Source organism: Exiguobacterium sp. s132 (genome assembly GCF_018617235.1).
Lineage (GTDB): Bacteria > Bacillota > Bacilli > Exiguobacteriales > Exiguobacteriaceae > Exiguobacterium > Exiguobacterium profundum.
The window spans coordinates 151560-174712 of the sequence record NZ_JACSJU010000003.1; the positions used below are offsets into that span (position 1 = coordinate 151560).

Genomic DNA, 23153 nt, shown 5'->3' on the forward strand with positions numbered 1-23153 from the left:
GAAATACGTTATAGTTAATAAAGTTGACTATGAGGAAACATTGAGAAAACGTCTGTAGATCTGTCAAACTGAACTCAGACGTTTTTTGTATGAACAAAGGAGAATATAATTTGACAAAATTTCAAGACTTACAATTAAGTGAAGCATTAGTAAAAGGTGTACACAAAATGGGCTTCGAGGAAGCTACACCGATCCAAGCTGAGACAATTCCTGTCGCACTCACGGGAGTGGACGTATTAGGACAAGCACAAACAGGTACAGGGAAAACAGCAGCTTTCGGTATTCCGACAATTGAGCGAATCGATTCAAAGGCGCGTCAAGTCCAAGCACTCGTTCTTGCACCGACACGTGAACTTGCGATTCAAGTTGCAGAAGAATTAAACAAAATCGGTGAAACGAAGCGCGTATACGCACTTCCAGTATACGGTGGTCAACAAATCGACCGTCAGATCCGTGGTTTGAAAAAGAACCCGCAAATTGTCGTAGCGACACCAGGACGTCTCATGGACCACATGAAACGTAAGACAATCAAACTCGATGACATTCAAACAGTCATCTTGGATGAAGCAGATGAAATGCTCAATATGGGCTTCGTTGAAGATATCGAAACGATTTTGGCTGGTCTTCCTGAAGAGCGCCAAACGCTTCTCTTCTCAGCGACAATGCCACCACAAATCAAAAAGATTGCTGAGCGCTTCATGAAGTCGCCGACAATCATCAAAGTGAAAGCGAAAGAAATGACAGTTGAGAACATCAACCAACAATTCCTCGAATTGCGTGAAGGTCAAAAATTCGATACACTTTGCCGTTTGATCGACATCGATTCACCAGAACTCAGCATCATCTTCGCTCGTACGAAGAAACGTGTAGATGAAGTGACAGAAGCCCTCATCAAACGCGGATACACTGCAGACGGTCTTCACGGAGACTTAACGCAATCGAAACGTGACCAAGTCATTCGTCGTTTCAAAAACGGAACAATCGATATCTTGGTAGCGACTGACGTAGCTGCACGTGGACTTGATATTTCAGGTGTCACACACGTTTACAACTTCGATGTACCACAAGACCCAGAGAGCTACGTACACCGCATTGGTCGTACAGGCCGTGCAGGTAAGACAGGTACAGCCCTCACGTTCATCACGCCACGTGAATTTGGACAAGTGAAGGCAATCGAGCGTGTGACAAACAAGAAGATGAACCGTCGTCACGTACCGACAATCGCGGAAGTACTTGAAGGAAATCAAAAGCAAGCAGCTGAAGAGTTGATCGAACGCGTTCAAGCGGGCGACTTCAAAGCTTACACGCAACTTGCGACAGAGCTTCTTGAAGAGTACGAAGCAGTTGAAATTCTCGCTGCTGCCCTTCGTGGATTGACGAAAGAGCCAGATTCAACACCTGTTGAAATCTCGTACGCTGAACCAGTTCGTGTGAAACGCCAAGGTGGCCGTGGTGGCGATCGCGGTGGATACCGTGGTCGTAACGACCGTCGTGGCGGTGGCGGTGGCCGTGGTGGCGATCGTCGTGGTGGACGCGGTGGCGAACGTCGTGATGGACGCAGTGGAGACCGTAAAGGATCATTCCGTGGTGACGATCGTCGTCGCTCGGATGACCGTGGTCCACGCCGTCCGCGTGACTAATCATCGTGAAATGCCGCATTTCCCTAAGTGGATTTGCGGCATTTTTTATTGTGTCGTGCTACACTAGTTGAGTAGAGATAGAAGGATGAGGTGTCAACGGATGGTGGAATTAAGTTTCGGTCTCCTTGTGCTGCTTGGTTGTGTAATCGCACTCAAACCAATCGTGTCAAAGACAGACCGTCCTAACTTTCGTTATATCCCCGTGGCGACATTGTTATTTGGAGCGATGATTTTTTTAGTGTTAGCCATTGGAGTAGGCGGAAAGATGGGCATTGCATATGGCGTGGTGAGTATCGCCTATTTTATTGCTTGTTTCGGTGCCTATATGTATGTACACACGCGAACGAGCTGATTGTAGCTCGTTTTCGCATTTAACGAAGAGGTGATGAATTGTGGATGCGGTAGAAGTGATGGTCCATCCTGAAGAAGTGATGGTGACGTATGAACCAATCCTTGGAGCGGCGACGTTTCAAGTGGAAGGATATATGGTACATGGACGATTCCGAGGCGAATCATTGACACCGTTTTTTTATGATGATGACGTTCCCCTCGAGTATCAATTAGACATCGCCCAACGAATGGAGCAACTCGCGGCAGCGCAACTTCGTGACGTCAAACCATTCGTCACGTTCAGATGCCGGTCGGAATGGATTCTCGAAGAAGGGGGAGAAGCCTTTTTAGCCCCACTACGCGAATTGAATTTTCCGTTACACCGTATTTATGTGACCTTACAAGGGACGGACTTAGTCGACGTCCCGCGATTGTCACGTGTCATTCAATACTATCGGTCCTATGGATTGAAAATTGCATTAGACTTTGCCGAATCCACGAGTATCGAAGACATCATGACGCTTGCGCCAGAATTATTGCTCGTCGACCTTGGCACGATGGTCGAGAAAAAGACGTTATCGGTCACCTATCCGAACATGCTTCAGACGATGGAGTATATTGCTTCGAAGCTTGGTGCACCGCTTCTTTACAAATCCATCAACCACATCGGACAGCTTCGTTACGCGTGGCAGCACGGTGGTCGGTATTACATGGGTGGCCTACTAGGCTTGGAAGATGAGATTCCCCAACGAGAAATCAAAGGTATGGGTGTGTTGGCACAAGAAGTGCCTTCCTTCTTTTTACATGACCAGAAACGATTGAATCGCTTGTACGAGCTTGAATTTGAGTTACATCGCCGCATTGGTGAACTAGTTCAATCCGGAAAATGGTCGAGAGACAAGAAAGACGAGTGGATTCAATTCATCGCCCCAAAACTGGAAGAGGTGTTTGTTCGTTATTATATAACGGATAAGACAGGTTTCCAGACGAGTGCGAACGTTTACTGCGTGAATGGAGAATGGCGTGTCGATAATACGTATCGAGGCTATAACTGGAGTTTCCGACCGTATTTCATTCAGACGATGGCGGCGATGGATGTTCGAGGGCGTGGCTATTTATCGGGAGACTATCGTGATTTCAGTTCAAACGAAGTGACGCGAACCTTTAGCTATCCGTTACCGGACGGCATGTTCTTATTTGCCGACATATCCGAGGAGTATTTATATCAAAACCGATTATTGGATTGAAAGGAAGATGGACGATGCTAGATTATGATTACGATGCACTGCGCGAAATCGGGCGAATCGTCGCACTTGCGCGAGATGAGATGGCGAAAGCCGTCAAGCCCGGTATGACGACAAAAGAATTAGATGCGATCGGGCAACGTATTTTAGAAGATGAAGGTGCAGCTTCTGCACCGATTACGATGTACGAATTTCCAGGTTACACATGTATCTCGCTCAATGACGTTGCTGCCCATGGTATTCCGGGAGATGAAGTCATTCAAGAGGGCGATATCGTCAATGTCGACGTCTCCGCTGTGAAGGATGGATATTATGCCGATACGGGACGTACAGTGATTGCGGGGGCGGCGAAGTCACCCCAGCACGAACGTTTGGTCGAAGTATCCTTGACTTCATTAGAAGCGGGACTCAGCAAGGTCAAGGCGGGTGTGAAAGTCAATCAGATCGGGAAAGCAATTTACGCTGACGCGAGAAAGAATGGATTCACGGTCATCCGGAACTTGGCCGGACACGGTCTCGGTCGGACATTGCACGGGGAGCCAGAGACGATCTCGAACTATTATAGTCGAGAAGAAAATCAGTTATTAAAAGCCGGGCAAGTGATTGCTGTTGAGACGTTCATCTCGACAAAGGATGAAATCGTCTATCAATCGGAAGAGGATGGTTGGACGCTCTTCACTCCGAACAAGAGTCTTGTTTCGCAGTTCGAGCATACAGTTGTTGTCACAGAAGATGGATATGAAGTGTTAACGGGATCGTTCCGTTAACGTAAAAAAGGTGTGGTTCTCGTGAACCGCACCTTTTTCATGTTTGCAATGTAATCACTTCTTCGCGTAACCGTTCAATCACATTCCAATCTGGTTGTACGGAATCCGGAAGAGTCAACTTTCCATTCTCCACTTCAAGCGGGGTATCGAGTAAATCTTGCTCGAAATAAGCGCTCGTGCCTGACATGTCCGCGGGGAAGCTCGCGCCGCTTAACGAAGCAAACAAGAGTGTATGATATCTTCCGATACCGGATTCATACATGCCACCGACCCAGTATGGCGTTCCGTGTTTTCGAATGTGGAGCGCCTCGCTAAGCCCACCGACACGTGCGGGTTTAATGTTGACGATTTTTCCGGCACCAAGCTGTGCCATCGTATCCACGTCGTCATAAGACGTGATGGATTCGTCGAGACAAATGGGGGTCGTGAGTTTTGCTTGGAGAGCCGCTGATTTTGTGAATTGTCGGCTTGGGTACGGTTGTTCGATCATCAATAACCGATGGGCATCGAGTTGTTCGAACCATTCCATCGGTTGATCGGACGCACTTCCGTTTAAATCAATCATGAGAGGCGCGTCAGGGAAGACCGCGCGAATCTCACGTAGGGCAGGAACCAGTTCATTAGGAGATGCCTTTAATTTGATGCGTTCGAATCCGTCAGCTAATGCCGTCTCGATGGATTTCATCGTTTGATTCAGTAACCCAATCCCGATTGTTCGTCCGCAGGAAACGGAATCTCCGGCGCTCATGAATGACTTGAGTGATTTGTTCGCGCGCGTTGCTTCAATCTCCCAGAGTGCACTTTCCCACATCGCCTTTGCCATGTGCTGACCGATGATGGACGAGACCAAGTTCGGAAACACGTCCGTTGTGACCGTCATCCCTTTCAGTAAATTGAGAATTAGTTTAGACGTATCGATCATGGATTGGGTCGTTTCTTCCGTATACCAAGGTGTTTCGAAAGCGGCACCTTCTCCGTATCCGATGACACCGTCTACGGTCTCTAGACGGAGGATAAGCGTTCTTCGGACAGATAAGACGGCGTGTGCCGTCACAATCGGGTGTTTAAACGTCAAAGGGACGATGGAAAGCTCAGCACGTTTGATCATGACAGTAGCTCCTTTAAGCGATGGCGCATTAATTTTCCGTTCGCGTTTCGTGGTAAATTCGGTGCGTAGTGGATGGCGATCGGGTGCTTATATTTAGCCAACTGTGAGTCGAGAACATGCTGCATCTCGGCTGGATCATAGGAGCCGACGACGAAGGCGATCGGGACTTCTCCCCAAGTCGGATGCGACTGTTTCGTGACGCCGACGTCTTGAACACCGGCACAGCGTAACATGGCGGCTTCGATTTCAGCCGGATAAACATTTTCACCACCTGAAAGAATAAGGTCGGTTCGGCGATCGTGTACATATAAATAGCCATCCCTCATCGTGCCGAGGTCACCCGTTCGCCAATAACCATCGGGTGTCCAAGCATCTGATTCAGGTTGTTCGAAGTATCCCTTCGTCACAGTTGGTCCCTTTACTTCGATTTCTCCGTCCGAATTAATTCGAATACTTGTTGGGGCGATTGCCTGACCACTCGAACCGATATGCGAGAGCGCTTCGCTCGGGAGCAACGTGGCGACTTGAGAACACGTCTCGGTCATCCCGTATGTCTGAGCAATCGGTAACTTGCGTCGTTCTGCTTCTTCTAGTAATGAGCGCGGGACGGGTCCGCCTCCGACGAGTAACGTGCGAAGTCGGTGCTTTTTCAGGCCAGCATCGAGCAATCGTTGCAGCATAATTGAGACGAGTGATAGCTGGGTGATGCCTTCTGTCTCGATGACGTGAAGTGTTCGATCGACATCGAATCGTGGCTCGACATAGAGCGTCGAACCGATGATGGCACTCCGATACACTTGAGACAGTCCACTCATGTGAAAGAGCGGGGTCACCGCGAGCATCCGGTCTGATGGACGATAGTCTAAATGCGCTTCAGCGGCTCGGGCACTAGCGAGGTGATTCCCGTACGTCTGTTGCACCGCTTTGGCTCGACCCGTCGTTCCGGACGTAAACATGAGAGACATGGTTTCATCTTCATTCCACTCATGGGTCACGGTGAAACATGAAGTGGTCCGGCGTGTGATCAGGAGTTGGGTGATAGACAAATCGATTTCTGCGTCAACGAGAAGGAGGTCCACTTTTGCTGTTTGTAGCTGAGTACGCACTTCCTCTTCGGTCAGCCGTGTATTCAACGGAACAAGCACTTTTCCGAGCAGATGTACTGCATGAACGGCAATGACATAGTCTTTGCTGTTTTTAGCGAATATGCCAATTCGTTTGGCGGTGGGTGTCTGTTCATGGATGAACTGGGCAAGTTGAAGGCTTTCCGTGCGTAGCATTGCCCATGTCAATCGATCGTCAGCTGTCACAAGGGCGAGATGTGACGCTGGGTGTTTCCGAATCCATTCATACATAGCTGTCACCTCCAAAAAAAGAGTAGCGAAATCGCTACTCTCTCAACAATTAAGGGAAACGTGGGAATTGACCGAAGTCAGGGTCACGTTTTTCTTTGAACGCATCGCGTCCTTCTTTTGCTTCATCTGTCGTGTAGTAGAGAAGCGTTGCGTCTCCAGCGAGTTGCTGAAGTCCGGCAAGACCATCTGTATCTGCGTTCATTGCTGCTTTCAAGAAGCGAAGCGCTGTAGGTGAGTGTTGTAAGATTTCTTGGCACCACTTGATCGTTTCTGCTTCGAGTTGATCGAGTGGGACCACCGTGTTGACGAGTCCCATGTCGAGTGCTTCTTGTGCATCGTATTGACGGCAAAGGTACCAGATTTCACGAGCTTTCTTATGGCCGATGATCCGTGCCAAGTATCCAGAACCGTATCCTGCATCGAACGAACCGACTTTAGGACCTGTTTGTCCGAAGCGAGCATTGTCCGCTGCAATCGTCAAGTCACAGACGACATGAAGAACGTGTCCTCCGCCGATTGCGAAACCTGCGACCATGGCGATGACCGGTTTTGGAATGACACGAATCAAGCGCTGAAGGTCGAGGACGTTCAAGCGTGGGATTTCATCTTCCCCGACATAGCCGCCATGTCCACGAACTTTTTGGTCCCCACCTGAACAGAATGCCTTTTCGCCTTCACCTGTCAAGATGATGACGCCGACTTCTTTATCGTCGCGCGCGCGAGCGAATGCATCAATCAATTCATTGACCGTCAACGGACGGAATGCATTGCGCACTTCGGGACGGTTGATGGTGATTTTGGCAATCCCGTTCCACGTTTCATATTTAATGTCTTCATACGTCCGGACCGATGTCCAGTTCGCTACTGATTCCATTTTAAATACCCCCTAAAATCAATTTCTTTATTATTGTACCAAACTCTGATGCATTCTCGATATGAGGAGCATGCCCTGCGTTTGAAATTTCATAGATTTTAATATCTGGTCGCTCTTCCTGCATGTGTCTTGCGATGGCTTTGAACTTGAGATCGTCTGACCCGACAATCAAGTCGGTACGGGGGAGACGCTGCAATGTGCCCCATAAGGACGGCATATGTCCCGTACCGATTGACCGCAAACTGTTTGCGAGGGCATTCGGGTGTTGGGCGAGCCGATCTTTTCGGAGTGAACGTTTCATGTCTTCCGTCTGTCGCCAAAGCGGAAGGTTCTCCCAACGATTCACGAATGCAGCGATACCCTTGGTTTCAATCAAGTGAGCCAATTCTGCATCTTGGCGGCGGCGTGCGGCTCGTTCCTTAGAAGTGAGCAGACCGGGGGTCGTGCTGATCCCGATGACATGTTCGACACGCTCGTCGCATGCAGCGAGTGTCAATGCGATTCTCCCACCGAGTGAATAGCCGACGACTGTCCAAGGTCGGTCGTCCGTATCCAGTAAGCGGGACAAATCTTTAACTTGCTGACTCATTGTCGAACGATTGACTGAAGGGCGCTCCGTTGCGCCATGTTGGAGGAGCGACGGTGACACAAGACGAATCGGTAATGCAGGGAGCGAATCGACCCAATGGGCGTTTCCGGTGAATCCGTGTAAAAATAATACCGGTTTTCCCTCACCGCGATGAATCACTTCATAACGTACGCCACGTAAATCGATGTTCATGATTCGTTCTCCGTGATGAGGCGAGCGCAGACAGATTGTGTCCAACCTCGATGGATCGTCACATTCTCCTCACGATTCGATGGGAATTCGATTAAATGAACGCCATCTTCAATCGCTTCTTGAATTTCATCTGGTCGTTCAATTAGACGATACGATAAGCCATATGTGTCAGCGAATCCACGGATATTTAAATCAAGCGGTGTGCCGAACAGATCTTCGAACAACTGTGTGTCGACAGAAGCCTGCGGGAGGAAGGAAAATATCCCTCCACCGTTATTGTTAGCAATCACGACGGAAAATTTTCCAGGATGATGCTTTAACAGTTGCAAGGCGTTGCTATCATGATAGAACGCTAAATCACCAATCAATAAAGCGCCGTGAGACGTATCATAACTGCTTCCGAGTGCAGTGGATAACACACCATCAATTCCGTTTGCGCCTCGATTGGCGAGAACGTGTATATTCGTGCCGGCAGACAGTGATGTATCTATATCTCGAATCGGCATGCTATTACTGACGAATAGACGCTCAATCGATGTATCGAGCAATCGTTTCGTCAATTCCGCTTCACCTTGAAGTGACGATTTTGCAGACTCGGCAACCTCTTCAAAAAAGCGTAAACGTTCAAGGTACCGAGGTTCGTTTACGGATGCGATGAGCGGTAGAAAATCGAGTGCGTCGCCGTAACAGATCGTGGCACGGCTACTTGGGTCGCGATAAGATCCCGGTTCATCGATGACGAGTTGGTCCGCCATGGCCATCCATTGATTGAAGCGTTTCGAAACAGGTGCAGCCCCGAAACGGACGAACACCTCAGGCAGCCAATCGGTCCGATGCTCACTTGCGAGCCACGTGTCATAGTTGGTCAAGACGCCGTCGAAACGTCGCATGCCGCTGAGAGGATCGGCGAAAATCGGGATCTGTCGCTCGGAAGCAAATTCAACGATGGATTTCTGCCAAGATGTCGGGGTGTAAGGTCCGACGACGAAGGCGAGTTGTTTGTGACTCGTCCGTTCTGAGAAAATGTCTTTATCCGCCTGTGTCGGCCGGATACGCTGTCGTTCTGGCAAGACAGGGTCAGCCTTCAATATCTGTTTCAATGACTCGATATCCGGAAGCAGTGGTTCTCGGAACGGCACATTCAAATGAACGGGTCCCATCGGTGCTTGCATCGACAGATTCGTGAAACGGGTAATCGTTTGTTGCATAAACGATAACGTCGCCTCCTCTGGAACGGGCAAATCAACGCTTGTCTTCACTTGTTCCCCGTAGAGGCGGACTTGATTGATTGCTTGTGGAGCCCCGACATTACGCAGTTCATAGGGACGATCGGTCGTCAGTACGACAAGTGGCAACTGCGATATGAACGCTTCTGTCACAGCCGAATAGTAGTTTGTTGCCGCCGTTCCACTTGTGCAAATCAATGCGACCGGGCGAATTGTTTCGGACGTACGGGTCAGTCCAAGAGCAAAAAATCCGGCAGATCGTTCATCGACGATGATGTGATGACGAATCTGAGGATGAAGATATGCCGCTACAGCGAGCGGAGTCGAGCGGGATCCTGGGCTGATGACTACGTCTTTTACACCGGACGCAACAAGCCGATTTACCATGGATGCGACCCAATCGGTCAAAACCTTATTCATCTAGGGTGCCTCCTTGATCGTGTAAATCAAACTGTAAAGCTTGTTTGATTGGACTCATTTTTATTTCTGTTTCTTCGAGCTCTTGCTCGAGTGCAGAGTCTTTCACAATCCCACATCCAGCATACAGTGCGACGAATTGGTGTTGAACGAGTGCAGAGCGGATTGCCACGACAAACTCGCCGTCGCCTTCATTGTCTACCCAACCAAACGGAGAACCGTACCACCCGCGGTCGAATCGCTCGATTTCACGAAGCAATCGGACCGATGTCCGCTTCGGAGAGCCGCCGAGTGCTGGAGTTGGATGTAGCGATTCCGCAAGTGACAGCAAGGAAGCATTTGTTTCGAGTGTCGCTTGAATTGGGGTGTGTAGATGGAACACCGAGCGATTTGCCAAAATTTGCGGAGTATCTCGTGTTTGAATCGGTGCAGTATAGGGTGTCAACGCCTGCTTGATGTCTTTCACGACAATTTGATGCTCCTCACGATTTTTTGAATCGTTTAGGAGTTTCTCTTTCGCAATTTCTGCCTCGATCTCGGTTTTCGGACGCTTGATTGTCCCGGCGATGGCAGCTGTGTTCAGTTGCATGCCTTCTTTTTGAATCAATCGTTCAGGAGTCGCCCCAAAGAAACCAGTGTCACGCTTTGGTTGATACAAATAGATGTAACTAGATTCTTGATGATCTGCTAAATGCTTCAAACTTTTTGAGAAGGGGAACGCATCATCGGAACGCTGATAAATTTCTTCGCGGGCAATCACGATTTTTTCAACTCGTTCTTCTTCAATCAACTGTTTAGCCTGTTGGAAACTGGACTTGAAGTGATCGACCCCATCTTTCACTTTTGTATAAGACGGCGTCGCTTCTTCCGTCGGACGAAGTGAACTGAACTGGGCCAACTGATCTGCCAATTGAATCAAATACTGTTCGACCGACTGCTTCGAAGAGACGAGAGTGGCCACTGTCAACGTGTGTCGGTCTTTATAGCGACGGTATAAAAATTTTGGGACGACGAGTGATGCCTCCCCAAAGGCATCCCACATACTTTTTTGTGGTCGCATAAACGTGTCGAATGAAAAACCGGCGAACGCGTGGATTGTCGCATCGACATCTCGTCGGTGAAGACTCCAATCGTATTGAAGTCGCTGAAATCGTTCGGGTCCAGAAGCGCTCAAGACGAGTGCATCCCCGCAACCTAGCATTTCGAGCGTCCGGTCTGGTGTCATGAAATAATAATGGGACGTATCGGTGTTCTGGATGATTTGAAAAGCATCGAACGCCGAGATTTCCCATGTGTATGATGCGAGGACAGGCCGTTGCCAAGCTCGAGCCCGTTTATGGGCCTGCTCAATTCGCTGTTTTATATGTGTTTGAGTATCTGGCATAAAAGAAAAGCCTCCTCAATCCGATAGAATTCTCAATCTTTAGTGTATCATGAGTTCGCAATACACCTGCCTATGAAATGCTCGGGAAATGATCAAGAATCTAGGATAATGGGCTGGCGTTGACAGATTTTTTCATCGAGACGTAAACTAACGAAGGGAGGGAACGAAATGAAACAGAAATCGAAAGGGGCATATTGGCGAATGATTCGCCCGCATACCCTGACCGCAAGCTTTATTCCGGTCTTGCTCGGGACGTTCATCGTCCTCGATCAAACCGAACTCAAGTGGGGACTTTTCCTTGCCATGTTAGTGGCATCTGTCCTTATTCAAATCGCGACGAACTTATTTAACGAGTATTATGACTACAAGCGTGGTCTTGATCATGAGGGGTCCATCGGAATCGGAGGCTCCATCGTACGTGATGGATTTACACCACAGCAAGTATTAGCGATTGCGCTCGGCATGTATACGATTGCGGCACTACTCGGGCTCTACATTGCGGCATCCACAAGCTGGCATTTGCTTTGGATCGGCGCCTTGTCTATGCTTGTCGGCTACTTATATACTGGAGGGCCGCTACCGATTGCCTATACGCCGTTTGGTGAAATTGTCGCTGGGCTATTCATGGGATATGTCATCATCGGGATTGCCGGCTTTATCCAAATCAATACGGTGACTACGGAGTTGCTACTCGTGTCGTTCCCGATGGCCTTATTGATAGGGGCAATCTTACTTGCGAATAACATCCGTGATTTAGATAACGATAAAGAGAATGGCCGAAAAACGATTGCGTGTCTGGTCGGTCATCGACGTGCGGTGTATGTATTGGCAGCGTTCTTTATCGCGGCATTAGTCGGCATCATCGTCGCCGTCATGTTTTATGGCGTCACTCCATGGGTCTTGCTGTCACTCTTAACGGTGCCGGTCATGATCCGGGCGATTCAACGGTTTTGGCAGAAGGCAGAACCGGCCGCGTTGATGCCTGCCATGGCGATGACAGCGAAAGTCAATACGCTGTTCGGGGCGTGGATGGTCGTCGGACTCATCGTTTCAAGATTTGTGTTGTAAAAAAGAGGAGGCGTTAACGTGTCAGTCGTAAAAGAAATGCTTGAATTCAATAAACGTTTCGTAGAGGAAAAACAGTACGAACCGTTCGTATCTGATAAATTCCCGGATAAAAAAATCGTCATTTTGACGTGTATGGATACACGTTTGACGGAACTATTACCTCAAGCGCTAGGACTTAAGAACGGAGACGCTAAAATCATTAAAAATGCGGGTGCGGTCTTGTCGCATCCATTCGGTTCGGCCATGCGATCGATTTTGGTCGCACTCTATGCGCTAGGAGCAGAAGAAGTTGTCGTTGTCGGACATTACGATTGTGGGATGGCGGCGATTGAACCGACTGTCGTCATCGAAGAGATGGAGCGTCGTGGAATCGACCCGCAAACGTTGAAGACGCTAAAGTCTTCAGGAATGGATTTGGAGCAGTGGCTACATGGATTTGATTCAGTTGAAGAGAACGTCGTTCATTCTGTTAACCTGATCAATAACCATCCACTGTTACCACCAGGAACGAATGTACACGGATTCGTGATTGACCCGGCGACGGGACGTCTTGATCCGATTGAAGCATAAGAAAGGAGCGCGTTCACCTTGAACGTGCTCCTTTTGAATTATCCGTACGTGTTCGTCGGGATGTCGTCAAAGTTATCTTCCTCTTGCTTTTGTTTCGCTTTCTTTTTGTTCTTTTTGAAGTCGCGTTCGTATTCCTGTTCACTCGGTGTCTTGAAGAAGCGCATCCATGTCGCGTTGATTTCAGATCCGATTAAAATAATCATCCCGGTTAATTGTAACCAGAGCAACGTGACGATGATTCCTCCGAGTGAACCGTAAGTCGAGTCGTAACTCCCAAAGTTTGAAACGTATAGGCTGAAACCGAATGAGACGACTTGCCAACCGATGACACCGAAGATGGCACCGGGGATAGTGCTTTTCCAAAAGACGTGCTGTTGTGGAGATACTTTATAAAAAATCGAGAGCGTTAAAATGAGGACAACCGTCGTAAGGACATATCGAAACACGTTGATCATCATTTCTTCGGCTCCGGTGATATTGACGGGTAAATACTCAGTGACGAACGAAATGATTTGAGAACCAAATACGTTCGATAGAATCAGCAGTAGCATCCCGATTCCAAGGAGAATCGTCAATCCGAGTGCCAACCCTTTTTTCACAAAAAAGTTACGTTCATTATCTTCACCATAAGCATGAAGGGAGGTCGTGATGAGACGGTCGACCCCTTTTGCGGCGGACCAAATCGCCAAAATCGCACCGAGCGATAAAAGACCGCCTCGCGGTTCGCCGATTGCTTCGAAAATTCCCGTTAAAAACCCGGAAGCTGCGGACCCGGGTGCCAAATCGTTCAATTGATTCTGAAACGAATCTTGTGAGACATCGAAAAAGGACAAGAGCGCCAAAATAAAGATGATTCCAGGAAAAATGGATAAAAACCAAAAGAATGCGAGGGTAGCCCCGTAGTCTTGTACATCATGCTCTTGAAATCGTCGAAATAACTCTTTCCCAAATGAAAGCCAATTCTTTTTTTCCTTCACTTCTGTCATTGCCATTATAAAACCCTCCTGACTCAATCGTTAAAAAACGTTTCCCGATTTCGGCAGGGTGTACACCTGATTACTCCTCCGATAAGGTCAAATCATAAAAGCGTTCCTCATGTGAGGCGAGTTTTTCAGCAAGTGAAGGTGGACGAACGGGGAGATGAGGGAGTGCAGACCGTTTGATCCACATCGGTGTATACGATCCGTTAGTCTGTTCTTCTTGGAACTCTTCACCTGTCCCGGTTCCGAATTCACCACCTGTCATCTTCGCCCAATAATAAGGATTTAACTCATTATTAAACGCAACATGGGCAGCGACACCTTCTAGTTCTACGTGAACACCGAGTTCTTCAAATGCTTCACGTACGGCTGTTTCTTCTGTTGTATGCCCATATTCGACTCCGCCACCTGGAAAAACATAATAGAGGACGTTTTCTTTCTCGCGACGGATCAAAGCCACTTCATCTTGATCATTCATTAAAATAATCGCGCTTCTTAATTTCGTTCGAACCACTGAGATCGTTCCTTTCGTTCCTGTAATTTTGCACAAAACGCACCGACGATTTGCCGATGCGTTCTTTTCATTCTTGCGTAGGTTGTTCTAATGATGTGTACATTTCTTGCGTCAATCCGTTCTCGTGAGAGGCGATGACTTTTCCTGCGACGCGCATGCCCAATCGAAGCGCCTCTTCAATCGAATGTTGTTTCATGAGCTCCGAGATGACAGCGGAGAAGAATGAATCACCCGCTCCTGTGGAGTCGGCGACTTTCACTTTTGTCGTCGGGACGTGACCTTGTTCGTTCGTACGAAGGTCGACATATACAGCGCCAAGCTCACTCATCGTGACGATTGTGAGGGGAGCACCTTTCATGGCGAGTACTTCCGCGACGCGAAGGGCATCGTCCACTGTGACGATTGACATGTCGGACAAAATTTCCGCTTCCTCACGACTGCAGATGAATCCTGTGAATCCTTGAAGCAAATGACGGTTTCGTTCGATGACGGATAGATGGCCACAGACACCATAAAGCGGTAAATCCATTTCACGGCATAGTTCAATCGTCTCGTTCAAGACGTTGACTGATAAGTCTAAATCGATGGCGACTGCGTCGCTCTCTTCGAAGACCGTATCGATTTGACGTAAAATCGCTTCTTCCATACGGGCTTCGTCTGGTTGTTTCGAAATAGATGTTTGAAGATCGCCGTTGTTGTCCATTACAGCGAGCCACATTCCCATACCATTATCGTCAAGCATGTCGACCCCATCGACGTTTACATTCAAGCAACGTAATTCTTCTAGGACACCGACACCGATTTGGTCGTTCGTGACGGTCGAGACGAAGCGGACATCGTTGCCGAGCACACCTAAGTTTTGAGCAACGTTTCGACCTGTTCCGCCATTGGAAAAAGTGATGTCGCCGACATTCTTCGCATCTTTGTGGAGCGGTGCAAAGGAAGTCCCTTTAATATCGACAAACACCTTGCCGATGACTGCAATCGTATTCATATCTTGTACCACCTTTAGTCAATCTTTCGATCTGTTTCAGTCTGTAGACACATTGTTTCAATTATAACGAAATCGACATATTGTTTCAATCATCGATTCCATTTTGTCGAATGGATCACTCCCACGATGACGTGAGGAGTCGGAGGCCGTTCAAAATAACCAAAATGGTTGAGCCTTCATGTCCTACAACCGCGAACGGCATGATGAGTAACTCAAAGATGTTCGTTGCAATCAAGACAAGAATCACACCGAGTGCAAAAACGACGTTCTGTAAGACGATTCGATTTAATTTGCGCGATTGACGAATGGCGTCACTCAATCGGACGAGGTCGTTTTTCATTAAGACGACATCTGCCGTTTCTAGTGCGGCATCCGTTCCTTCGCCCATGGCAATCCCGACGTCGGCTGTCGCAAGGGCAGGGGCATCGTTGATTCCGTCGCCGATCATCCCGATTGTTCCATATTCCTCGCGTAACGTCTTGATTTGCGAAACCTTCTCTTCGGGCAAACATTCGGCGATATAGCGTGTCAATCCGGCTTCGTTCGCGATGGCGCGAGCGGTCGCCTCGTTGTCCCCGGTAATCATGATCGTCGCAATCCCTAAGTCGTTCAACCGCTGGATTGCTACTTTTGCCTCAGGGCGTAGTGTGTCACGTAAAGCGTAAGCACCGATTGTACGTGACTCGTCACTGATAAAGACGAGGGTGTGACCAGCCTCTTTCAATCGTTCGACATCATGTTTAAAGAAATCACCGCTTTGGTCAGCGAACTTCTGTTTTCCGACCCGATACGTCGTCCCGTCAATCGTTGCTTCAATTCCGGAGCCTGTGATGTCTTTGAAGTGTGTCATTTCCCCGGTATGTTTTCCGGTGTAGGAAACGAGCGCTTCAGCAAGTGGATGCATCGAATGCTCTTCAATCAAACTGACAATTCGGTTGACGTCCTCCTCTTCTAATGAAGGTGAGATGAGCGCTTCTTGCACAATCGGTTTCCCAATTGTGAGTGTCCCGGTCTTGTCAAAGGCGATTGCTTTTAGACGTCCCATGTTCTCGATATGAGCACCGCCTTTAAAGAGAATCCCGTGTTTTGCAGAAGAGGCGATGGCAGCCAGCGCGGCCGGTGTGATGGCGGCGACGAGTGCGCAAGGGGAGGCGACAACGAGAAGGATCATGCCGCGATAGATACTCGTTTCAAGAGACCACGACGTGACGAACGGTCCGAGAATGATGATGGCCGCAACAGAGAAGAGCACGATTTGAACATAACGTCCTTCATATCGATCGATGAACTGTGCAGACGGTGATTTCTCTTCTTGTGCTTGTTGGACCATTTGAATGATCTTTTGGAACAGTGTTTCCGTCGCAAGTTTTGTCACTTCGATCGTCAATACTCCGTTCAAGTTGACGCTCGATCCGAACACGTCATCACCGACTTGACGATCAACAGGGACGGATTCGCCTGTGATAGCGGCTTCTTCTACGGAAGCATTCCCTTTTACAATTTTTCCATCGACCGGAATGCGTTCACCAGGACGGACATAAATCCGATCTCCGACACGAAGGTCGTCGATATGAACAACCTCGAGTTCATCAGTGTCTGTTAGACGAGTCGCCTGTTCCGGCTGTAATTCCATTAACGATTCGAGGGCACGTTCATTTTTGTTCATCGTATACGTCTCGAGTGCCCCGGATAAAGCAAAGATGAAGATGAGGATTGCCCCTTCCATCCAGTACCCAATCGAAGCGGCACCAATGGCGGCGATAATCATGAGAAGCTCTACATTTAGCGATTTCGTCTCAATCGTATCCGAAATCCCTTCTTTCGCTTTTGCGTATCCTCCGATAAAAAAGGCGGATAAGTAAAGTGTGACATGAATCCAAGGCGCTCCGCCTTGTGTTTCGGCGATATAAGCGAGTACAATCAATACACCGCTAATGAGCGCCATGATCAATTCAATATGTTCGTACCAGCTAGCCCGTTTGAAAACGTGGCTTTTTTCGTGCGTAACCGATTGGACGTTCATCGATAATCCCTTCTTTCTAATTGAGAATAAATCTCGATTAAATGATAATGACTGATGATGATTATCATCTTCAATTGGCTTAAAATAAAGAATTTATAGAAATTTAATCTGAATCCTTTATTTATAATTATTATTATCTAGGTTTATCTTAACACGCTTATCAGTGACTCACAAATAAAAAGATTAAGGAGTTTTTGTGTCATGCAAAATATATTTGAACGCCCTTGGACGGTGGCGTTATTGGCGATTTTCAATACGTTGTTATGGGGGAGTGCGTTCCCATTCATCAAGTTGAGTTATGAGAAGCTTGATATTCAATCGAACGAGTATGGGCAACAACTATTGTTCGCTGGCGAGCGTTTTTTACTCGCAGGGATTCTATTGCTCATCATCAGTCAGACCGTATTGAAACGGTCTGTCCGATTGACACGTGAAAAGGTTAAAGCGTATGCGCATCTCGGTTCATTTTTGACGTTTCTACAATATTTGTTCTTCTATATCGGACTTTCCATTTCGACCGGGGTCCAGGGATCGATCATTGCTGGTTCTACTTCGTTTTTCCAAATGGCTCTCGCTCATTTCCGATATGAAGACGATAAATTGAATCGATTGAAGGGGTTTGCTTTGACGTTTGGTTTTTCCGGAATTGTCATCGCAAACTGGCCGGCGACCGGATCTGAAGTTGGTTTTGGCTTAGGAGAGATTTTACTCATCTTGGCGATGGTATCCGGAGCATTCGGGAACTTGATAGCGAAGGACTACTCGAAGACGTATGATGTTGCCCCGATGACGGCTTGGGCGATGGTGATCGGTTCAGTTGGGTTACTGCTGATCGGCTATCTATTAGACCCGAATGGTGTTTCCATGCCGTACACCGCACAGACGATTGCGTTCCTGTTTTACTTGGCGATGTTGTCAGCGATCGGATTTACATTGTGGAACACATTAATGAAATACAATCCGGTCAGTCGAATTTCACTCTATATCTTTTTAGTTCCCTTATTTGGTGTCATGTTGTCAGGGATTTTACTCGGTGAAACGATTCCGTGGAATGCGGTGGTCGGACTCGGATTCGTTATTGTCGGCATTTATTTATCTACGTATTTTCAAGGTCGCCGCACAAAAAAAACAAACGGATGTCATTTGAATTAGAGACAGAGTTGACGGAATTGAAATCCCATGACAAAATATATTAAAAATTCTGAATTTTAAATTTCGAAAATCGGTCTTCGTTTGTAAAGACTTGCGTGCGCAATCATTCAAAGGGAGGAGGAGAAACAATGACTAGAAATCGAATCGTTCGAAACATTCTCATCTCACGTCAGCCGAAAGATGAGTACGTCAAGTACGTGATGAAGTGCGTGAGTCAAAGTTTAAAAGAACGTCACGGTCCAGTGGCGACCCGCGCCACAAGACAAGGTGATGATATTCAGACGAGATGGCAGTTCGATGACCGTGTCGTAGAAGTGACGCTAAAATCCGATGTACTCGCTTCGCTAGACACTGAACCATTCGCGCTAGACGAAGTGTTCATCCGAGCTTTGCAGTTAAACGATGATGAAATGGAACGAGTAGTGGAATAAAACAGAGGCAGGTGGTTCATGGGAACCATCTGCCTCTGTTTATAAGTCGATTGGTTTAGCGGTCGACGTGAAGAGTCGTAGCGCCAGAATACCGAGAATGACGGCATACATAAAGAAATAGATCTCTTTCGGTAAAGACAACCAGAAGGCACCGATCATTGGACCTGATATCGAACCGATGCTGAATGAAATACTGTAAAGCATGTTTCCCGTCGGCAGTAACGATCGGGGAAGCACCTCTGTCATATGTGCCAAACCAAGTGAATAAGTCGATCCTAGCCCGGCGCCGGCAAGTGCGAATAGGAAGAGTAGACCGATATAGGAATCGACAACAAGATTCGCCAAAGTGAATACGAGTGTGCCAAACGTCAGCACGATTTGTAAGATCCGCTTCTTACCGTACAAGTCTGCGAGGCGACCAAGAGGAAGCTGAACGACAATCGACATGACGATGAACGTCGTGATGAGTGTGCTCGTTTCCGTCAAACTCATCCCATTCCGAGACGTAAAAATGGGAAAGTTGGCATTTAAGCTCGCTTCGAGAAACCCATATGTAAAGGCAGGGAGAAGCGTGTATCCCGCACCGACAAGAATCAGGCGAATTCGTCCTTTCGAGTCGGTCTTCACTTTTTCGACCTCCGGAAACTCGTTCTCGACTTTAAAGACGAGCATCAACGAAGCGAGACAGAAGAAGACGATAATGAGGAACGGTAACCAAAACCATAGGTCGACGAGTGGTGCAATCAATGGACCGATGGCAAAACCGAGACTGAAAGACATTCCATAATACGCCATCGCTCGACCGAGACTGCTCTTTTCACTTGCTGAGGTCACCCATACTTGTGACCCGTAGTGTAGAGCCGAGTCGCCGAATCCGATGAAGAAGCGCATCATCGCCCAAACGAGTAAGGACGGCCAAATCGGTAAAGCGAAGGTCGCGACAGCCGTCAATACGATACCGAGGACGATGGTCGGTCGGAATCCATATTTACGGACGAATCGCTCCAGGAGAGGCGCAGAGACGATCACACCGACGTAAAGCATCGTCGCGTTCAGTCCGTTCACCCAGGCCGGGGCCCCATCCCGTTCAATCAACGTAGATAAGAGTGGGATGAGCGCACCTTGAATCAAACCGGAAATAAAGACAATCAATAGTAAAATCATAAAACGAAAACGGAGCATAGGTTCACCTCATGAAGTCAAAGTAAAAAGCCGAGAAGGGTCTCAGCTTTTCGTGTCGTCAATCGGTTGTGGAGAGTGATTCAAATGCAGCAATTCATCATCCCAACTGCCTTGACTAAACATTTCATCATGCTCTACTTTGTCTGAAACGAATGCGGCTGTCAATAAGATGCTCAGTACTCCGCCAAAAATAATGATGGCCATCACGGTAATCATGAGGATATAAATCGCAGTCATCTACACGCACCTCGATTCATTTAATATACAGAACATTTCCCGAATCGAAATATTTAAAACGATGTAGCTTTACGAGATTGGAAATCGACCGTCGGATAATATGCTTGTTTAACGAGTGCGTTCGGCCCGAGACACTTCACGGCAGGGCAGTGACAAGAGAGTGTAGCGTTCAATTGGCTGTTCGTCCACGTATCATACGCCTCTTGGAATGGTGTGTCATAGACGGTGCCGAGTGAACCGAGTTCATCACCGAAATCGGTCACGATGATCTGTCCGTCAAAGATATTCGTGTTGAGACGAGAACGTCCATCTGGGTCGTTTCGAACGGTCACGTTTTTTGTTTCATGAAGTCGCTTCAACAGAGCACGGTCTTCAGGTAGGTCAGAACATGCATAGAATGGTAACGTCCCGAACAACATCCATACGTTCTCGTCACGGACATCGAGTAAGTCATGGATGGCTTGTCGCGTATCAGCGAGCGATGCTGATTCGAGGGCGCTAGCGAAGTCTGCGGGGTACATTGGGTGCACCTCATGCCTTTGGCAACCGAGCGATACAATTTCTTCATGGATCTCTTTCAAGTGCGGAATCGTTCGTTTGTTGATCATCGTCTCCGCGGACACAATGATTCCTTCAGATGTGAGAGCACGTGCGTTGTCTTTCATCGTCTGGAGCATTTTCAATCGTGCCTCTTCACTTGGTTTCCGGTTCATCATCGCGAATCCGCCTTCAAGGAAATCGGCATCGGTACCCCAGTTATGCGAAATGTGCAAAACGTCCAAGTAAGGGGTAATAAGATGATAGCGAGATAACGGTAGCGTCAAGTTCGAGTTGATTTGCGTGCGCGCCCCACGTTCTTTCGCATAACGTAACAATGGAACGACATAGTTGCGGACCGATTTCATAGACAGCATCGGTTCACCGCCTGTGATGGAGAAGGCACGCAAATGTTCGATCTCATCCAGTCGTTGAATCAACAGGTCGAGCGGAACTTCTGGTTCTTCTGTTTGGTCTAGCATATAACCGACCGCACAATGTTCGCAGCGCATGTTACACAGCTTCGTTGTAGTGACTTCGACATTGGATAAGACGAGTCGACCGTGTTCGACTTGGTCGAGATAGGCTTCCCAAGGGTCGAAAGTTGGGGAAATGTTTTGCATGTGGATTCCACCTTTTCATCAAGTTACACGAAATAGTATGCTATAATAGCAACTCTTTGTCACGAACCAAAGGAGCGATTACAAGATGGGTAAATCACGAACAGATACTGCCGGAAAGATGAACGTCCTAAAATCGAGAACGGAATTACTCTGTCTATCGGTCAATACGCTAGACGAGCATACGACACCTGAAGATTTACATCGCCTGTTAGCCGACATTGATTCGTTGCGCGCTAAAGTAGTGCGTTACGCCAAAGACCTAGAACAATCGTCTCGAAAGGATGAATCAGATTGAAATTAATCACAGGAGATTTTAAAGATGTCACGGTCGAACGACTTGGCATTAATGGAGAAGGCATTGCGACACTTAATCGCATGGTCATCTTCATTCCGAACTTATTGCCGGGAGAACGAGCCAAAGTCGAAATCACGCGTGTGGAAAAAAACTATGCGGAAGCGCGTGTCGTCAAACGAGATAACGACTCGAAAGACCGCGTCAAAGCACCTTGTCCGATTTACGATGAGTGCGGGGGCTGCCAAATCCAACATATGAGTTCACGTCTGCAGATGGAGTATAAGGAAGAAATCGTTCGAAACGCCTTCCGTCAAAAGACGAAACTAAACGTGGACAAATCGGATATCCGTCCAACAATCGGAATGGAAGATCCATGGTATTACCGGAACAAGTCACAATTCCCACTCGGCACGCGTCGCGGTGAGATCGTATCAGGTCTCTACAAACCGAACTCGAACCATCTCGTGCCGATCGAGCACTGTATGGTCCAACAACGGGATACGACGAACATCAACAATGCGATTGTCCGTATTTTAAACGAACTTGATATTCCCGTCTACGATGCACGTCGCGACACGGGGTACGCGCGTACAATCGTCGTCCGCTCGGGTTATAACACGAACGATGTTCAAGTCGTTTTGGTCGTCGGACATGAAGATGTCCCTGATTTAGATGAATTGAGCGACCGCATCATGGAATTGCCGAATGTTGTGTCGTTCCATATCAATATCAATGCAAACCGTTCGGGTGTTATTTTCGGTTATCGGACAGTTCACATCGCCGGTCAGGAGAAAATGGATGAACAATTAGACGACGTTCATTATCACTTATCACCACGCGCATTCTTCCAGTTGAATCCGGCACAGACAGAAAAAATGTACCGTGAAGTGGTCGAGGCCGCAGGATTGACGGGTGAAGAACGTGTGATCGATGCGTATGCAGGAGTAGGGTCGATCGGACTTTGGTTAGCCCCATATGCGAAAGAAATCCGTGGAATGGAAGTCGTGCCGGAAGCGGTCGAAGATGCCAATGACCATATGCGTGAAAATGGCTATAACCATGTCACATACGTCGAAGGGCGTGCCGAGCATTGGATTCCACGTTGGGTAAAAGATGGATGGATCCCAGACGTCATCGTAGTCGACCCGCCACGCACAGGGATGGACCATCAATTGATCAATTCCATCATCTCTTCTAAAACGAAGCGGATCGTTTACGTGTCATGTAACCCGCAGACGCTCGCACGTGACGCCGACCAGTTGATGAAAGCGGGATACAAAGTGAATTACGTACAGCCGTATGATATGTTCCCACAGACATCTCATGTCGAGTCGGTCGTCGTATTCGAGAAAAAGAAAAAGAAAAAATATTGACGAGACCGTGAAAAGGCTTGTCACGTAAGCGTTTTCACGATATAGTTC

General features: G+C 47.9%; 23 protein-coding genes. 10 read left to right on the forward strand and 13 right to left on the reverse strand.

All coding sequences use genetic code 11. The features are described from left to right. Positions 1-110: 110 nt before the first annotated feature. The 4 genes from cshA (at position 111) to map (ending at position 3981) form a co-directional block, all read left to right on the forward strand. A complete protein-coding gene (gene cshA, locus KNO78_RS13155; RefSeq protein WP_015880846.1) occupies positions 111-1640 on the forward strand; it encodes a degradosome RNA helicase CshA in 1530 nt (509 codons plus the stop codon). A gap of 100 nt (positions 1641-1740) precedes the next feature. Further along, complete coding sequence (locus KNO78_RS13160) at positions 1741-1992, forward strand: hypothetical protein (protein WP_015880847.1); 252 nt, start codon at positions 1741-1743, stop codon at positions 1990-1992. Between the two features lie 40 nt (positions 1993-2032). Beyond that, a complete protein-coding gene (locus KNO78_RS13165) occupies positions 2033-3217 on the forward strand; it encodes an EAL-associated domain-containing protein (protein ID WP_074037729.1) in 1185 nt (394 codons plus the stop codon). A gap of 14 nt (positions 3218-3231) precedes the next feature. Beyond that, entirely contained in the window at positions 3232-3981 is a 750-nt protein-coding gene (map, locus tag KNO78_RS13170; RefSeq protein WP_074037728.1) for a type I methionyl aminopeptidase, read from the forward strand. Positions 3982-4018: 37 nt separating this feature from the next. On the opposite strand, the gene menC is transcribed toward map, so the two are convergent. Genes menC through KNO78_RS13200 form a run of 6 tightly spaced genes read right to left on the reverse strand, consistent with a single transcriptional unit; the run spans position 4019 to position 11126 of the window. After that, positions 4019-5089 (reverse strand): o-succinylbenzoate synthase, encoded by a 1071-nt coding sequence (gene menC, locus KNO78_RS13175; protein ID WP_078146358.1) that lies wholly within the window; start codon positions 5087-5089, stop codon positions 4019-4021. After that, positions 5086-6444 (reverse strand): o-succinylbenzoate--CoA ligase, encoded by a 1359-nt coding sequence (gene menE / locus KNO78_RS13180; RefSeq protein WP_214691488.1) that lies wholly within the window; start codon positions 6442-6444, stop codon positions 5086-5088. Before menE ends, menC begins: the two co-directional genes overlap by 4 nt. Before the next feature lie 49 nt (positions 6445-6493). Further along, the gene (gene menB / locus KNO78_RS13185; RefSeq protein WP_015880852.1) at positions 6494-7318 is read right to left on the reverse strand and encodes a 1,4-dihydroxy-2-naphthoyl-CoA synthase; all 825 of its coding nucleotides are present in this window, start codon (positions 7316-7318) and stop codon (positions 6494-6496) included. A 1-nt stretch (position 7319) separates the two neighbouring features. Continuing rightward, positions 7320-8099: an alpha/beta fold hydrolase gene (locus KNO78_RS13190; protein ID WP_074037725.1), complete on the reverse strand. Its 780-nt coding sequence runs from the start codon at positions 8097-8099 to the stop codon at positions 7320-7322. After that, a complete protein-coding gene (gene menD, locus KNO78_RS13195) occupies positions 8096-9745 on the reverse strand; it encodes a 2-succinyl-5-enolpyruvyl-6-hydroxy-3-cyclohexene-1-carboxylic-acid synthase (protein WP_074037724.1) in 1650 nt (549 codons plus the stop codon). Before menD ends, KNO78_RS13190 begins: the two co-directional genes overlap by 4 nt. Then, positions 9738-11126, reverse strand: a complete 1389-nt coding sequence (locus KNO78_RS13200) for an isochorismate synthase (RefSeq protein ID WP_074037723.1) — start codon at positions 11124-11126, stop codon at positions 9738-9740. The genes menD and KNO78_RS13200 overlap by 8 nt, the downstream gene beginning before the upstream one ends. 168 nt (positions 11127-11294) lie before the next feature. On the opposite strand from KNO78_RS13200, the gene KNO78_RS13205 reads away from it, so the two are divergent. Beyond that, a complete protein-coding gene (locus tag KNO78_RS13205) occupies positions 11295-12194 on the forward strand; it encodes a 1,4-dihydroxy-2-naphthoate polyprenyltransferase (protein ID WP_214691489.1) in 900 nt (299 codons plus the stop codon). Positions 12195-12230: 36 nt separating this feature from the next. After that, the gene (locus KNO78_RS13210; RefSeq protein WP_074037968.1) at positions 12231-12764 is read left to right on the forward strand and encodes a beta-class carbonic anhydrase; all 534 of its coding nucleotides are present in this window, start codon (positions 12231-12233) and stop codon (positions 12762-12764) included. 38 nt (positions 12765-12802) lie between these two features. Here the strand turns inward: KNO78_RS13210 and KNO78_RS13215 are convergent, their stop codons facing one another. The 4 genes from KNO78_RS13215 to KNO78_RS13230 all read right to left on the reverse strand — a co-directional run bounded on the left by KNO78_RS13215 (position 12803) and on the right by KNO78_RS13230 (position 17275). Then, entirely contained in the window at positions 12803-13756 is a 954-nt protein-coding gene (locus KNO78_RS13215) for a YihY/virulence factor BrkB family protein (protein ID WP_074037721.1), read from the reverse strand. Positions 13757-13820: 64 nt separating this feature from the next. Beyond that, on the reverse strand, positions 13821-14258 hold the full coding sequence (locus tag KNO78_RS13220) for an NUDIX domain-containing protein (RefSeq protein WP_051829356.1): 438 nt from the start codon (positions 14256-14258) through the stop codon (positions 13821-13823). A 67-nt stretch (positions 14259-14325) separates the two neighbouring features. After that, positions 14326-15252 (reverse strand): carbohydrate kinase family protein, encoded by a 927-nt coding sequence (locus KNO78_RS13225; RefSeq protein ID WP_031421089.1) that lies wholly within the window; start codon positions 15250-15252, stop codon positions 14326-14328. Positions 15253-15367: 115 nt separating this feature from the next. Beyond that, a complete protein-coding gene (locus KNO78_RS13230; RefSeq protein WP_074037720.1) occupies positions 15368-17275 on the reverse strand; it encodes a heavy metal translocating P-type ATPase in 1908 nt (635 codons plus the stop codon). A 201-nt stretch (positions 17276-17476) separates the two neighbouring features. Here KNO78_RS13230 and KNO78_RS13235 point away from each other — a divergent pair, with 201 nt between their 5' ends. Both KNO78_RS13235 and KNO78_RS13240 read left to right on the forward strand, forming a co-directional pair. Next, positions 17477-18427, forward strand: coding sequence for a DMT family transporter (locus tag KNO78_RS13235; protein ID WP_196431545.1), 951 nt, complete (start codon positions 17477-17479; stop codon positions 18425-18427). 128 nt (positions 18428-18555) lie between these two features. Then, positions 18556-18858 carry a hypothetical protein gene (locus tag KNO78_RS13240; RefSeq protein ID WP_031421094.1) on the forward strand — a complete coding sequence of 101 codons (303 nt, stop codon included), beginning with the start codon at positions 18556-18558 and terminating at the stop codon, positions 18856-18858. 39 nt (positions 18859-18897) lie between these two features. Here KNO78_RS13240 and KNO78_RS13245 read toward each other — a convergent pair whose 3' ends face one another. Genes KNO78_RS13245 through yfkAB form a run of 3 tightly spaced genes read right to left on the reverse strand, consistent with a single transcriptional unit; the run spans position 18898 to position 21437 of the window. Beyond that, the gene (locus KNO78_RS13245; RefSeq protein ID WP_031421096.1) at positions 18898-20040 is read right to left on the reverse strand and encodes an MFS transporter; all 1143 of its coding nucleotides are present in this window, start codon (positions 20038-20040) and stop codon (positions 18898-18900) included. A 42-nt stretch (positions 20041-20082) separates the two neighbouring features. Continuing rightward, positions 20083-20277 carry a hypothetical protein gene (locus tag KNO78_RS13250; protein ID WP_015880865.1) on the reverse strand — a complete coding sequence of 65 codons (195 nt, stop codon included), beginning with the start codon at positions 20275-20277 and terminating at the stop codon, positions 20083-20085. Between the two features lie 53 nt (positions 20278-20330). Next, entirely contained in the window at positions 20331-21437 is a 1107-nt protein-coding gene (yfkAB, locus tag KNO78_RS13255; protein WP_214691490.1) for a radical SAM/CxCxxxxC motif protein YfkAB, read from the reverse strand. Positions 21438-21522: 85 nt separating this feature from the next. On the opposite strand from yfkAB, the gene KNO78_RS13260 reads away from it, so the two are divergent. Together KNO78_RS13260 and rlmD are read left to right on the forward strand one after the other, a co-directional pair. Then, a complete protein-coding gene (locus KNO78_RS13260; RefSeq protein ID WP_015880867.1) occupies positions 21523-21732 on the forward strand; it encodes a hypothetical protein in 210 nt (69 codons plus the stop codon). Further along, positions 21729-23105, forward strand: a complete 1377-nt coding sequence (rlmD, locus tag KNO78_RS13265) for a 23S rRNA (uracil(1939)-C(5))-methyltransferase RlmD (RefSeq protein WP_074037716.1) — start codon at positions 21729-21731, stop codon at positions 23103-23105. Before KNO78_RS13260 ends, rlmD begins: the two co-directional genes overlap by 4 nt. Positions 23106-23153: the final 48 nt, after the last annotated feature.

What these genes read in the sequence shown, in the direction of transcription:
- menD (WP_074037724.1), bottom strand. Translation starts at nt 9,745, where the DNA reads ATGAATAAGGTTTTGACCGATTGGGTCGCATCCATGGTAAATCGGCTT.
- KNO78_RS13215 (WP_074037721.1), bottom strand. Translation starts at nt 13,756, where the DNA reads ATGGCAATGACAGAAGTGAAGGAAAAAAAGAATTGGCTTTCATTTGGG.
- KNO78_RS13250 (WP_015880865.1), bottom strand. Translation starts at nt 20,277, where the DNA reads ATGACTGCGATTTATATCCTCATGATTACCGTGATGGCCATCATTATT.
- menE (WP_214691488.1), bottom strand. Translation starts at nt 6,444, where the DNA reads ATGTATGAATGGATTCGGAAACACCCAGCGTCACATCTCGCCCTTGTG.
- KNO78_RS13260 (WP_015880867.1), top strand. Translation starts at nt 21,523, where the DNA reads ATGGGTAAATCACGAACAGATACTGCCGGAAAGATGAACGTCCTAAAA.
- KNO78_RS13205 (WP_214691489.1), top strand. Translation starts at nt 11,295, where the DNA reads ATGAAACAGAAATCGAAAGGGGCATATTGGCGAATGATTCGCCCGCAT.
- KNO78_RS13245 (WP_031421096.1), bottom strand. Translation starts at nt 20,040, where the DNA reads ATGCTCCGTTTTCGTTTTATGATTTTACTATTGATTGTCTTTATTTCC.
- menC (WP_078146358.1), bottom strand. Translation starts at nt 5,089, where the DNA reads ATGATCAAACGTGCTGAGCTTTCCATCGTCCCTTTGACGTTTAAACAC.
- KNO78_RS13160 (WP_015880847.1), top strand. Translation starts at nt 1,741, where the DNA reads ATGGTGGAATTAAGTTTCGGTCTCCTTGTGCTGCTTGGTTGTGTAATC.
- KNO78_RS13200 (WP_074037723.1), bottom strand. Translation starts at nt 11,126, where the DNA reads ATGCCAGATACTCAAACACATATAAAACAGCGAATTGAGCAGGCCCAT.
- KNO78_RS13225 (WP_031421089.1), bottom strand. Translation starts at nt 15,252, where the DNA reads ATGAATACGATTGCAGTCATCGGCAAGGTGTTTGTCGATATTAAAGGG.
- menB (WP_015880852.1), bottom strand. Translation starts at nt 7,318, where the DNA reads ATGGAATCAGTAGCGAACTGGACATCGGTCCGGACGTATGAAGACATT.
- KNO78_RS13235 (WP_196431545.1), top strand. Translation starts at nt 17,477, where the DNA reads ATGCAAAATATATTTGAACGCCCTTGGACGGTGGCGTTATTGGCGATT.
- KNO78_RS13210 (WP_074037968.1), top strand. Translation starts at nt 12,231, where the DNA reads ATGCTTGAATTCAATAAACGTTTCGTAGAGGAAAAACAGTACGAACCG.
- yfkAB (WP_214691490.1), bottom strand. Translation starts at nt 21,437, where the DNA reads ATGCAAAACATTTCCCCAACTTTCGACCCTTGGGAAGCCTATCTCGAC.
- KNO78_RS13230 (WP_074037720.1), bottom strand. Translation starts at nt 17,275, where the DNA reads ATGAACGTCCAATCGGTTACGCACGAAAAAAGCCACGTTTTCAAACGG.
- map (WP_074037728.1), top strand. Translation starts at nt 3,232, where the DNA reads ATGCTAGATTATGATTACGATGCACTGCGCGAAATCGGGCGAATCGTC.
- KNO78_RS13240 (WP_031421094.1), top strand. Translation starts at nt 18,556, where the DNA reads ATGACTAGAAATCGAATCGTTCGAAACATTCTCATCTCACGTCAGCCG.
- KNO78_RS13190 (WP_074037725.1), bottom strand. Translation starts at nt 8,099, where the DNA reads ATGAACATCGATTTACGTGGCGTACGTTATGAAGTGATTCATCGCGGT.